Below are 12,847 nucleotides of genomic sequence, written 5' to 3'. Positions count from 1 at the left end.
GCTTTTTTTGTTTTACACTAGATCAAAACGTTAATTTTTAAATGTTATGAATGCCACGCCCACTCACCAAGCCTTGCAACCCGAATATCGCTTACTCGTTCTTTTGGTTTCTATTGGCTTTTTTATGCAGGCCTTGGACACAACGATTGTAAATACCGCTATTCCTGCAATGGCTCATCATCTCAATGAAGATCCTTTACGCATGCACAGCGTAGTGGTGGCCTATGTATTATCGGTTGCTGCCTGTATTCCTTTAAGTGGATGGTTAGCAGACCGCTTTGGTGTCAGAAATATTTTCTTGTCGGCAATTGTAATTTTTACTCTGGCATCTTTAGGATGTGGTCTTTCTCAGAGTCTCAATGAACTCTTATTTTTCCGCGTCATCCAAGGTGTGGGTGGAGCCTTGCTACTTCCTGTTGGCCGATTATCACTTTTAAAAATTATTCCTCGAACTCAATTTTTAGCTGCAATGAGTCTAATGAGCCTTGCAGGTTTACTCGGGCCTTTGGCTGGCCCCACCTTAGGCGGTTGGTTAGTTGAAGTTGCAACTTGGCATTGGATTTTCCTGATTAATATTCCTATGGGTATCCTAGGTATATTAATGACGTTAAAAGTCATGCCAAATGTAAAAGAACCCTCAGTCAAAAACTTTGATTTGGGCGGCTTCATTTTATTAGTAGTAGCCATGATTGGCTGGTCTTTGGGTATCGAACATTTAGCCTCGCCTGAATATTCAAAATGGTTCAGCATTTCGCTATTAGTCGTCGGCATAATCGCAACACTTTGGTATGCCTATCACTCACATACTCATCAAAATGCATTATTTCGTAGCCGACTCTTTAGAAACAAGATTTACGCGATTGGTATTTTAGGTAATTTCTTTGCACGCTTTGGTGGTAATGCCCTTCCTTTTGTTTTACCACTCATGCTACAAGTCGCTTTTGGTTTTGAACCCTTTATTGCAGGTTTAATGATGATTCCCTTGGTCTTGGGTTCATTATTTTCAAAGCCAATTGTCAGACCTATTATTCAAAAAATTGGCTATCGACGTTTTTTACTCATTAACACAACACTAGTTGGGCTGTGTATTGCCTCTTTTGCCATCATGACAGTCGACACTCCAACTTGGTTTAGAGCCTTACACTTTTTCTTATTTGGCACATTAAATTCCCTGCAATTTGTTGGCATGAACACATTGACCTTGAAAGATTTGCCTCAACAAGATGCGAGTAGCGGTAATAGTTTTTTGTCGATGATTATGATGCTTTCAATGAGTATTGGGGTAGCGCTGGCAGGCACCCTTATTAATATCTTTACCCATTATTATGGTACAGACCATGTGACAACAGCGTTTCATGTCACCCTCATTTGTCTCGGTTGTATCAATGTTATTACTGCATTTATTTTCTGGCAAATTCCAAAGGATACGTCTGTTTAAGCGGTTGTATTTTTAGCGTAGTTTCTCGTTCATAAATCACGCTATGATGTTTACTTCATATTTTTAATGAGTTTTGCATGACCAAACTGGCTAAACCCTTTTTCACAGCACGGCACAATGCCTTAATTGGAATTGGCTTGGCTTGTGTTATGGGAGTCTTGGCTTATTTTGGTTTGTTCTATCAACAAAAAGCCGTTGCACAAGATTATGCAGTTCAGGGCTTTGACGTTTCTCACCATCAGGGTGATATTAACTGGAAAAAAATATCACTTGAAAAGTTCCAATTCGTCTATTTAAAAGCGACCGAAGGCGGGGATTATAAAGATCCAAAATTTCAAGAAAACTGGTTAAAAGCTCGTGAACATGGGTTTCATGTAGGGGCTTACCACTTTTATCGCCTGTGTCGTGATGGAAAGACACAAGCAGATAACTTTATTGCGACTGTACCTAAAAAGTTAGATGCTCTTCCTCCGGTCATTGATCTGGAATATGACGGCAACTGTATTAATGCGCATACAAAAGAACAATTACTTAAAGAAATAGGCATCATGCATGACCGCTTAAAACAGCATTATGGCAAACAGCCTATTTTTTATATTTCTAAAACTTTTTACCACATTGTATTAATAGGTAATTTTCCCAATACACCGCTTTGGGTCAGAGATTACGAAGGTAAACCTGAGTTGAAAGACAAAAGAAAATGGCTCTTTTGGCAGCATAGTAATCAGGGTAAAATTGAAGGCATGACAAAACCAGTAGACTTAAATGTTTATGAGGGTTCAGTCAAAGAATGGCACCAATTTTTACAGCAGCAAGGCATCGTGAAAGCACAATAATATGCGCAAAATCATTCATATCGATATGGATGCCTTTTATGCATCGGTCGAATTACGGGAACGTCCTGAATTAAGACATCTACCCGTTGTTATCTCATCTCATCATCCCCGAGCTGTGATTGCTGCTGCATCCTATCCTGCCCGCGAATTTGGTTTACGTTCAGCCATGTCGATGACTCAGGCAAGAAAACTATGCCCTCAGGTCGTTATTATTGAGCCAAATTTTGAAAAATACCGTACAGTTTCCGCGCAAATTCACTCGATCTTTCAGCAATATACGCTGCTTATTGAACCGTTATCTTTAGATGAGGCTTATCTAGATGTCACTGAAAACCTAAAACAGATGGCAAGTGCAACTGAAGTAGCTATGCACATTCGGGAAGATATTTTTAGATTAACGGGACTTACTGCATCGGCTGGTGTAGCACCAAATAAATTTTTGGCAAAAATTGCTTCCGACTGGAACAAACCGAATGGTTTATGTGTAATTAAACCTTCGCAAGTTGCTACTTTTATTCAAGACCTCCCACTAAAAAAGATTCCTGGGGTGGGTAAAGTCACTCAGGAAAAATTACAACAGCTTCAGTTACATACTTTAGGTGATTTACAGAAAATTGAAGAAGCCGTTTTAGTTCATCATTTTGGCAAATACGGTCAACAGCTTTATTTATATGCACAAGGCATTGATCATAGGCCTGTTCAAGCTGAAAGAGCTCGCCAACAAATTTCCAAAGAGACCACCTTCGATAATGATTTTACTTTGGCTCAATGCCAGCCCTATTGGCAGGGATTAGCTGAAAAAGTCTGGCAAACTCTAGAGAAAAAACAACTCAATGCACGTGGTGTAAATATTAAGCTTAAACTTAAGAATTTTCAGACATTACAACATAGTAAAAGCTTTAAAAGACCGATCCAGTCGCTACAGGACTTAATCCAAGTTTTATTTTTATTATTAAATGAAATGCAAATACCTGAACATTTCCAATTTCGCTTGATTGGTATAGGGGTTTATCAATTACAGACCCAAGCCGATGACTTCCAGCTTAACCTGTGGTAATTGATTAATTTTCACCCAAAAGAACAACTTTTGAACAAAACAGGCTCCCTTTTACCCAAACTTTAGAGTAACCTAATCAACGCATATTCATTACCCATGTATTTGCAACATGCCAAAGCAACCTTTACTTTCGGCATATCGTCCTGTGATTGGCGTGACGACCAAATCCGAATATTGCAGGGCTCTTCTGATACATGGCTTAACTATCCCCTCATCACAATAATCTACTGAAATTCCTTTTTACTTGCTTGCACCGACCTAGTAACTCTTCATAAAATCAAAACTATTAAATAAAGTCACTCTAGAGCATTTTTTATGACGGTAAAGCGTTTACACGTTACTTCACGCTACTGCGAAGTCGCGATTTCAGGTAATTTGGTTCACTTAGCTGGACAACTCGCAGACGATACAAGCGCAGATGTTACAGGACAGACTCAACAAACTTTAGACAATATTGATCGTTTATTGGCAGAAGCAGGAACTGATAAAACTCATATTCTTTCTGTCATGATTTTTCTAAAAGATATCGAAAAAGATTATGCAGCAATGAATGCCGTTTGGGATGCATGGATTAGCGAAGGACATCCACCCGCACGCACTTGCGTAGAATCAAAACTCTATGCGCCAGATGTACTTGTAGAAATGACAGTTGTTGCGGTACTTCCATAGTTTTATATAAATCTAAATAAAAATGAGCAATATTTTTTGATATTGCTCATTTTTTTAGTGGTTTTAAAATCTTTAATATCAGCATATTACCAAGATCTTCTTTAATAAATTCTCCTATCAATTGCTATAGTGACTCATTTTTTAAGACTTCACAAAAGCATTTGACATTCTTTCTAGCTGGGGCGTTACATGCAAAGTTGCTAGCTCTGATTCAGGACTTAATAAATCTCTTCTTAAATCATCATAATCAGGCACATCGCTATAATGCAGCACACGATAACCAGCCAATTGTAATAGGCGACGTTCATATTGTTGATGCGCTCGACGTAAACCGTTTTCCCCCAGAACAACGATTACAACTACCTGATAATTTTGATCAAGTACAACAAAATCAGCTGCCATATTTTGGTATTTACGGCGAGTATGCGCATATTTTGTAGTTAAAAGTGCATCAAAAGATACATGGGCCAACACGGTAAATTTGGGTAGAACTGTTTGTAGTCGGGTTAAGGTCATTTGCTCATGACTTGTTAAGACTGCACGGCGCTTTAAAGCGCTATCGTGTTGATTCCTTCGTGAAAGACTTTTCACGGCCATCACAACAGCCAGAAATAATAATAAGATCGTGATTAAATAGTACATGGGTCCAATCCTTTAGGTTTTTTATAATGATTTTGCTAGATCACACTTTGTTGTAATTGATAACGACACAGCCGTTTTTTAAAAGGTTCTCTTAGTAATTTCACTTGTAGTTATCAAGCTTGGCTTAAATTTAGCCACCCTCACATTATTTATAATCATAGAGTCTTCAACAATCAAGTGCAGCTCGTCAGATTTTTAGTATTTATCATTATTCGTTACGTTTTTTGTACTTTAAATCTTCAAAAATCTCATTATACGATTTAAATCGTCACATTAAAAACAAAACAGGCTCTGTTTAAGAGCCTGTTTTATCATTATCCACGAGCTTTCGACTTTGGTTTACTTTTACCACCAAATGGTCTCTTTTCGCCTGTTTCACGGGGAGGTAAGCCTGTATGCTGAGTAAGTACCTGACCCTTTTGTGGACGCTTCTGATTTGAATGATTATTCGTTTGCTGGTTATTTCGTTTAACTGAATCGCCTGCAGTAGTCGAATTTTTCTTACGTGCAGATTTGTATTCCCCTTCTGTGCCTTTTGGCTGATAAGTTGGAATTAAATGCTGCTTCGAATTACCAATTAAATCGGCACGGCCCATTTCTTTTAAGGCTTCACGAAGTAATGGCCAGTTATTTGGATCATGGTAACGTAAGAATGCTTTATGCAAACGACGGCGCTTTTCACCTTTTACAATATCAACTTTTTCAGTATAACGAGCTACTTTAGCGAGCGGGTTTTTGCCCGAATAATACATGGTCGTTGCTGTTGCCATTGGCGATGGATAGAACGTCTGTACCTGATCGGCACGGAAGCCATTCTTTTTCAACCAAATTGCAAGATGCATCATGTCATAATCTGAAGTACCCGGATGTGCTGCAATAAAGTAAGGAATTAAATATTGCTCTTTTCCTGCTTCTTTACTGAAACGGTCAAACATTTGTTTGAAACGATCATACGTACCAATACCCGGTTTCATCATCTTAGATAACGGGCCTTGTTCAGTATGCTCTGGAGCAATTTTTAAATAACCGCCAACGTGATGTTGTACCAGCTCTTTGACATATTCAGGGTTGAGTACAGCAAGGTCATAACGTAAACCCGAACCAATCAGAATCTTCTTCACACCTTTAATGGCACGTGCTTTACGGTAAAGCTGCACTAAAGGGGCATGATCGGTATGCAAGTTTTGACAAACACCCGGATATACACAAGAAGGTTTACGGCAGTTCTTCTCAATTTCAGGATCTTTACAATGCAAACGGTACATGTTTGCCGTTGGGCCACCTAAATCTGAGATAATGCCGGTGAAGTTTGGTGCCGTATCACGGATTTTTTCAATCTCACGTAAAATCGAATCTTCCGAACGGTTTTGAATAATACGCCCTTCATGTTCTGTAATTGAACAGAATGTACAACCACCGAAACAGCCACGCATAATGTTGACCGAGAATTTGATCATATCAAATGCAGGGAAACGAGCGTCACCATAAGTAGGATGTGGCAAGCGTGCATAAGGTAAATCAAACACATAGTCCATTTCCTCAGTCGTTAGAGGAATTGGAGGTGGGTTAATCCAAACATCACGCTCACCATGACGTTGAACGAGTGCGCGGGCATTACCTGGGTTGGTTTCAAGGTGCAAAATACGGTTTGCATGCGCGTAAAGCACTTGATCATTCGCTACTTCTTCAAAAGAAGGTAAACGAATTACCGCCAATTCTCGTGGAGGTAATTTGTGTTTAATCGCTTTTGATGGCGCTGGCTTTAATTGAACGATTTGAGTGTCGTCATCGAGTTTATCGCCTTCACGCACAATCGGGTTAGCAACAATCTCTTTTTGGAAATTTTGATATTGAGCTAAAGAGTTACCCTTTTCTTTTTCAACCTCACAGCCATCAATATCTTCAGTCATGACATATGGGTTAATAATTGGATCAACACGCCCAACCGTATCTACATCATTACTCGCAACTTCAACAAACTTTGCTTTTGATGCTTTGTTATGTTTATTAATAATAAATGCTGTACCACGAACATCTGTAATCTCGTGGATTTTTTCACCTTTGGCCAAACGATGCATCACATCAATAATGGCCCGCTCACCATTACCGTACATCAGCAAATCAGCTTTTGAGTCCATCAAAATCGAACGACGAACCTTATCCGACCAATAATCGTAGTGCGCAATGCGACGTAAACTACCTTCAATACCACCTAATAATACAGGTACGTCTGGAAAGGCTTCACGACAACGTTGGCAATAAACTGTTGCTGCGCGGTCAGGACGTTTGTTCGGTTCGTTATTAGGAGAATAAGCATCATCAGAACGGATTTTACGATCTGCCGTATAACGGTTAATCATCGAATCCATATTACCTGCGGTCACACCCCAAGCAATCGTTGGCTTACCTAAAACGCGGAAGCTTTCAACATTGGTCCAGTCTGGCTGCGCGATAATTCCGACACGGAAACCTTGTGCTTCAAGTACACGTCCAATCACACCCGATACAAACGATGGATGATCAATATAAGCATCGCCACAGACTAAAATAAAGTCACATGCATCCCAGCCGAGTTGGTCCATTTCTTCTCGTGACATCGGCAAAAATGGTGCGGGTTCAAAACACGACGCCCAATATTTGTCGTAATCAAACAGCGCTTTTGGCGCAGTCTGCATGGTGTAGGCAGTAGACATAGCTTGCGAATCTCGGCTAGCAGATGGAGGAGAGACATCTAAAGATGAAAGCCGATCATTTTAACATGAATTTCATTCATTTTCCCTGTTTATAAAACATGCGAAAACAATAATATAGAAATTAATTTGATTAAAGTTTACTCAATATTTTATTCTTGGAATAAATACGGCAGAATAAAATCCGCCGCATTTTTAATTTTTTATTTGTAAAGCTTAGAACAAAGCTTTTGGCAAACGAATCTGAATAATCTCATTATCATCAGCCAGTTTTGCGTTACGCCCTGTCGACCCAGGGAAGTTATTATCATTGAAAACAGTAAGCGTTGTGCCATTTTCAATGATCACATCTTCAATCGTCTCAAATGGAAAAGCAAAAACCTGTCCCGTACCAATATCCCCTGCTCTAGCTGTGCTATACAACAAATTCGGGTTAGCGATTTTAATTAAATCGACTAAATCTTCACGGCTTACTAGCTGACCTGACTCATTTAATTTAATACGAATTAACTTTTTATATCCGCCTAAATTATTCTGAGTCGCATCACGCTCAATAATAATGCCTTCTTTATCATTAAAGAGTTGGAAGTCACCAATATTAGTTGCCTTGCTGTCTAACTGGAACCAATAATATTTTCCTGTATACGCTTTTTTCTTCAGGTCAAATTGCGAAATCAGCAATTGTCTTTCCGTTTCCCGAATTGATTTAATTGGCTTTTCTATAAGAGGATAAAGATACTGCCCATCTGGCGAAATCGCCATTCCTTCAAAACCACCACTTTGCTGAACTAGAGGTTCTACAAAATTAATTTGTGCTTTATTAAACTGATTTTGTGGTGAACGTAGCTCTTGAGTCGGGTTTAACGGATTTGGCAAAGCAATCGGTGCATCTAATAACACGCCATCTGCTGAAAAATGAAGTAAATAAGGCCCAAACTCATCCCCAATCCAGTAAGTTCCATCATTAGTACGTTGCATAGATTCTGGATCAAAATCAGCGCCCGTTAATAATCGATCAGCTGTATTACCATTCACGATATTAAACGGAATTAATTTGTTCGGATCACGCAGCTGGATAAAGTTTTGCACAGTCACTTGACCGGTGCCTTTAGCTTTAGTTTTGAAATCAGGCTTCAGTTTATAAATACGAAGTAAAAAGTCTGCTGAATTATCTTGAGTTCCGAAACCGTTATCAGCCATTGCCATATAACTGCCATCTTCATTTTTTAATGCAGCAGAAAACCCCTGTACAGGTTGACCTTTAAATGGAGGATAAATTCCATTTGCACCTTTTACATATGCGCCAGAGTCTGGGCCAGCAGAATAAGTTTCTACAGGTGATTTGGCAAAAGAAATTAAGGTTGGTTCGGCAACGTTCTCAGTAGGCGTGGTTTGTTCTTGATCGTTATCATCATTACATGCCGTCAATCCTAAACTGGCGCAGCATAATAATGCCGCTAATGTTTTTTTGCTCATAGTTTTATACAGTTGGTAAAAAATTAAGCAAATTTAATCAAGCTTATATGAAGTTTTTACTTCAAAAAGATGAAATCTTTATGGCGAAAATATGACAAACCCAACTATTCAATACCAACACAAACTAAATGACCTCATCAAAAATAATTAAAGTTTCGTTGGCTGATATTCTCCAGCAATTGCTGCTTTCAAAAAGTTCTGGAAAGTTGGACATTCCATATGATTTTCAGCAGGACATACTGCCGCATGTTGTAATCCCTGACTAATAAAATGCAGTCGCTTTGCCATATGCTCTAACTGTTCAGCTTTATCTTTCAGTTTTTGCCGATCGAGCTCTGGTTTACCATCTTGTCCAAACATTGTGGCGATTTCATTTAAAGAAAAACCTGCGGCACGACCTAAAGCAATGAGTGCCAATTGATCAAGTACTTGTTTGCCATATTGCCGCCGTAAACCCTGCCGCCCTATTGATTTAATTAATCCTTTCTCTTCATAAAAGCGTAGCGTGGCCGTTGTGACTTTTGCTTTTTTAGCGACTTCACCAATATCCATAACAACCTCTTGACTTCAAGTGAACTTGAACTTGCACAATAAATTTATCACGTTTTAGGCGTATAAAAGCAAGGTGTAAAAATGAATACCTCCACAATATTCTTTCAAGCTTTATTTCTTGGTGTTGGTGCAACTATTTTTATGGATATCTGGCTGTTAATATTAAAGATATTCAAAATTCCGACCTTAAATTTTTCCTTTCTCGGACGCTGGATCGGCTGGATATTTCAAGGGAAACTCATCCATCAAACTATTGCACAAAGCCCTCAAATTAAGGGTGAATATTTATTGGGCTGGATTGCACACTACAGTGTTGGAATTATCTTCGCATTAATTTTTATTTTCTTTGTTGGGTCAACTTGGCTGATTCAACCTCAGTTTTACTCAGCTCTACTGTTTGGTGTGGTCACCGTTCTCATTCCTTCTTTTATTATGCAACCTGCCATGGGTAATGGCTTTGCTTCATCAAAAACACCCCATCCTTTTTTGAACTGTCTAAAAAGTTTAATGAACCATAGTGTTTTTGGCTGTGGCTTATATCTCACTGTAAAACTATTTCAAATTTAAATAAAAGAGGAAACTGCTCATGAAAACTGTTGCCATTATTTACCATAGCCGCCAAGGTCATACTCAATTTATTGCTCAGCAAATTCAAATTGGCGTCTTGAGCCATCACAATATTAAAGTAGATTTACTCAATGCCGAGGATCTTATCGAGCGCCCAGGAATTCTTATCCAATATGACGGATTAATTTGGGGATCTCCCACTTATTTAGGGGGTGTATCTTCTAAGTTAAAACAACTCATGGATGCAACAGGCCCTTTATGGAAAAAACAGAGTTTTAAAGGAAAATTAGCAGCTGGGTTTACTGTTTCCTCTCTTCCTGCAGGTGATAAACAATCGACACTAATTTCACTTTTTACCTTTTGCATGCAACACGGCATGTTATGGGTCGGCAACCCAATTCTGCCAGAACAACATCAAGGTGTTGCTTATGCAAAAGCAGCTAACCGTCTCGGTTCATGGTCAGGCTTAATGGTTCAAGCTGAACATGGCAGTAATGCCGATAGGTTTGATGAAGGAGATATTAAAACTGCTCAACAATTTGGAGAAAATTTTGCATTGACCTTAAATGCTTATCAAGGAAGATAAGACTATGAAAGCACAGAAACTTTTATTCCTCTTAATTTTATCAGGAATGATGTCTTTTATAATTTCAGGCATTTCAACTTTTAAAATAGTGGGACTAAATCATCACTTCGTTTCATTATGGGTATCAGCTTGGATTATTGCATGGATATTAGCTTTCCCAAGTGTATTGATTTGTGCACCTCTAGCTCAAAAACTGGCCGACATTGTATTTAAGAAAGTTGAAAAAAGCCGACTGTAAGTTAAAACGTACAAAGCTTGCGGTGATTTGCGGATATTCATCTTTAGTATTTTTTCATAATATATGAAACATAGAGAGACAGGATGTCTCATTGAAGAAGAATAAGAACGCAGGAAGCGGTAGTTGACAGGAGTTAACTACATATAAAGCTGAATACGAAGAAACCTCGACAGGATGTCGGGGTTTTTTCATTTCAATAATACAAAAATCTTACTTTTTAGATGCGCGGAGCAACAGAACTTATATTGATCCAATAAGTGCAGCTGAATACCATCATTTCATTTGAAATTTGATTATTGGTTTTGTATTTTGTTTACCTCATCTTTAGCTCAAGATCATTTTGAACCATCACAATTACAGCGCCTTAGTCTCAAATTTTTTATTATTGCGTTGATGACAATAATGACGGGGTGCACCAGCTTAGGACCTAATAGTGGCTCTTTTTCTTGGCGCTCTAATAAGCTCTCATCAGGCTTACAAAAAGCTTATTCTGTCCCGCCGAGCACAGCCAATCGTTTATCTCCCATGATTATTCAAAGTGCTGACCAATATAATGTACCCCCCCTTTTACTTGCAGCAGTGATTAGACAAGAGTCTAGTTACAATAGTAATGCTCGCTCTCCTACTGGTGCAGTCGGTTTAACTCAAATTATTCCGAGCTATTGGCAACAAACTTGTACAGGGAATTTATATGATGAAACTACTAATATCCAATGTGGTGCTTATATCTTAAACCACTATTATCAGTCAGCTGATAGTTGGTTCAAGGCAACAGCTTATTATAATGTAGGACCAACTGGTTATGAGCGAAGCTTCTGGACACGTCACAAAGCAAAAAAATATGCTCGATCTGTGAAGCGGCATCAGAAAAATTTAAAAAGTGCCTTATAAATTGAAATCAAATAAAAAAGCCCATTAATAAATGGGCTTTTTTTATCTAGTTAATTTTATTCGTCAAATAAACCTTCAAATAAAACAGAAGATAAATAACGCTCCCCGCTATCAGGAAGAATAACGACTATTGTTTTACCAGCATTCTCAGGACGCTCTGCAATTTTAGCAGCAGCAGCCAAGGCAGCTCCACTTGAGATACCTACCAAAATACCTTCCTGCGTTGCACAGTTTCTCGCCCACTGAATTGCTTCTTCACTACTCACTGGTAAGACTTCATCAACCAGATTTAAATCAAGGTTTTTTGGAATAAAGTTTGCACCAATCCCCTGAATTTTATGAGGTGCAGGAGTAATGTTCTCACCATTTCTAGTCTGAGTAATAATTGGAGACTCAGCAGGTTCAACAGCTACTGAGTATAATGGCTTATTTTGGACTTGTTCAAAATAACGAGAAATACCCGTAATCGTACCGCCAGTGCCTACGCCAGCAACTAAAATATCAACTTGCCCACCTGTTGCTTGCCAAATTTCTGGACCAGTTGTGTCCACATGAATTTGTGGATTGGCTGGATTTTCAAATTGTTGTGGCAAGAAATAAACATCGGGCTGTTCAGTTGCTAATCGTACAGCTTCATCAACCGCACCTTTCATCCCTTTCGCAGGTTCAGTTAAAACTAAATTGGCACCTAAAGCTTTTAATACTTTTCTACGTTCAAGACTCATGCTTGCTGGCATAGTTAAAGTAATTGGATAACCCTTTGCTGCCGCAACAAAAGCCAATGCAATCCCTGTATTACCGCTAGTTGGTTCAACAATATGCATGCCTTTTTTTAACACATCACGTTTTTCTGCATCTGCAATAAGTGCTGCTCCAATACGACATTTCACAGAAAAGGCAGGATTACGACTTTCTACTTTTGCTAATACAGTTGCGCTAGTTTTAATTAATCGGTTGATGCGAACTAAAGGAGTATTACCAATAGCTTCTGCATTATTTGAATAAACTGCGATACCTAAATTATTGGGTGTTGGGAATTGCTGATCGGTAGACATGTTATATCCTTATTAGATTTGATATGAATTTATTCCATTATAATCATATAAAGAATTGAATATATTATTCCGCGCATAAAAAAACACCCCCACTAATTGTGGGGGTGTTTAGAATAATGAGCTGGCGATGACTTACTCTCACATGGGTAA

General features: G+C 38.7%; 13 protein-coding genes and 1 pseudogene. 8 read left to right on the top strand and 6 right to left on the bottom strand.

Annotated features, from left to right (window positions below; genetic code table 11):
* The first annotated feature begins 46 nt into the window (after positions 1-46).
* The 3 genes from mdtD (at position 47) to dinB (ending at position 3,331) form a co-directional block, all read left to right on the top strand.
* Positions 47-1,438 carry a multidrug transporter subunit MdtD gene (gene mdtD / locus KTI78_RS13370; RefSeq protein ID WP_262446373.1) on the top strand — a complete coding sequence of 464 codons (1,392 nt, stop codon included), beginning with the start codon at positions 47-49 and terminating at the stop codon, positions 1,436-1,438.
* A gap of 77 nt (positions 1,439-1,515) precedes the next feature.
* Positions 1,516-2,274 carry a glycoside hydrolase family 25 protein gene (locus tag KTI78_RS13365; protein ID WP_262446372.1) on the top strand — a complete coding sequence of 253 codons (759 nt, stop codon included), beginning with the start codon at positions 1,516-1,518 and terminating at the stop codon, positions 2,272-2,274.
* 1 nt (position 2,275) lies between these two features.
* A complete protein-coding gene (gene dinB, locus KTI78_RS13360; RefSeq protein ID WP_262446371.1) occupies positions 2,276-3,331 on the top strand; it encodes a DNA polymerase IV in 1,056 nt (351 codons plus the stop codon).
* 4 nt (positions 3,332-3,335) lie between these two features.
* On the opposite strand, the pseudogene KTI78_RS13355 reads toward dinB, so the two are convergent.
* Positions 3,336-3,452 (bottom strand): annotated as a pseudogene (locus KTI78_RS13355) (hypothetical protein).
* 194 nt (positions 3,453-3,646) lie between these two features.
* Between KTI78_RS13355 and KTI78_RS13350 the strand changes: the two are divergent.
* Positions 3,647-4,000: a RidA family protein gene (locus KTI78_RS13350; RefSeq protein WP_005065666.1), complete on the top strand. Its 354-nt coding sequence runs from the start codon at positions 3,647-3,649 to the stop codon at positions 3,998-4,000.
* A gap of 141 nt (positions 4,001-4,141) precedes the next feature.
* Here KTI78_RS13350 and KTI78_RS13345 read toward each other — a convergent pair whose 3' ends face one another.
* From KTI78_RS13345 to KTI78_RS13330, 4 genes are all read right to left on the bottom strand, one after another.
* Entirely contained in the window at positions 4,142-4,642 is a 501-nt protein-coding gene (locus tag KTI78_RS13345) for a DUF2726 domain-containing protein (protein ID WP_262446370.1), read from the bottom strand.
* Between the two features lie 314 nt (positions 4,643-4,956).
* Positions 4,957-7,335: a YgiQ family radical SAM protein gene (locus KTI78_RS13340; protein WP_224993584.1), complete on the bottom strand. Its 2,379-nt coding sequence runs from the start codon at positions 7,333-7,335 to the stop codon at positions 4,957-4,959.
* A gap of 213 nt (positions 7,336-7,548) precedes the next feature.
* Complete coding sequence (locus KTI78_RS13335; RefSeq protein WP_262446369.1) at positions 7,549-8,808, bottom strand: esterase-like activity of phytase family protein; 1,260 nt, start codon at positions 8,806-8,808, stop codon at positions 7,549-7,551.
* A 147-nt stretch (positions 8,809-8,955) separates the two neighbouring features.
* The gene (locus KTI78_RS13330; protein WP_031999558.1) at positions 8,956-9,360 is read right to left on the bottom strand and encodes a helix-turn-helix domain-containing protein; all 405 of its coding nucleotides are present in this window, start codon (positions 9,358-9,360) and stop codon (positions 8,956-8,958) included.
* A gap of 81 nt (positions 9,361-9,441) precedes the next feature.
* On the opposite strand from KTI78_RS13330, the gene KTI78_RS13325 reads away from it, so the two are divergent.
* The 4 genes from KTI78_RS13325 to KTI78_RS13310 all read left to right on the top strand — a co-directional run bounded on the left by KTI78_RS13325 (position 9,442) and on the right by KTI78_RS13310 (position 11,642).
* Complete coding sequence (locus KTI78_RS13325; RefSeq protein ID WP_262446368.1) at positions 9,442-9,927, top strand: DUF2938 domain-containing protein; 486 nt, start codon at positions 9,442-9,444, stop codon at positions 9,925-9,927.
* Between the two features lie 19 nt (positions 9,928-9,946).
* Entirely contained in the window at positions 9,947-10,513 is a 567-nt protein-coding gene (locus KTI78_RS13320; protein WP_262446367.1) for a flavodoxin family protein, read from the top strand.
* Between the two features lie 4 nt (positions 10,514-10,517).
* Positions 10,518-10,751, top strand: a complete 234-nt coding sequence (locus tag KTI78_RS13315) for a DUF2798 domain-containing protein (RefSeq protein WP_262446366.1) — start codon at positions 10,518-10,520, stop codon at positions 10,749-10,751.
* A 282-nt stretch (positions 10,752-11,033) separates the two neighbouring features.
* The gene (locus KTI78_RS13310) at positions 11,034-11,642 is read left to right on the top strand and encodes a lytic transglycosylase domain-containing protein (protein ID WP_262446365.1); all 609 of its coding nucleotides are present in this window, start codon (positions 11,034-11,036) and stop codon (positions 11,640-11,642) included.
* 56 nt (positions 11,643-11,698) lie between these two features.
* On the opposite strand, the gene cysK is transcribed toward KTI78_RS13310, so the two are convergent.
* On the bottom strand, positions 11,699-12,697 hold the full coding sequence (gene cysK / locus KTI78_RS13305; protein WP_262446364.1) for a cysteine synthase A: 999 nt from the start codon (positions 12,695-12,697) through the stop codon (positions 11,699-11,701).
* Positions 12,698-12,847 lie beyond the last annotated feature (150 nt).

The organism is Acinetobacter sp. WU_MDCI_Abxe161 (assembly GCF_025514355.1).
Taxonomy (GTDB): Bacteria; Pseudomonadota; Gammaproteobacteria; order Pseudomonadales; family Moraxellaceae; genus Acinetobacter; species Acinetobacter pittii_E.
The sequence above is the reverse complement of the archived record's forward strand: the minus strand, read 5'-3'. Positions and strand labels throughout refer to the sequence as shown.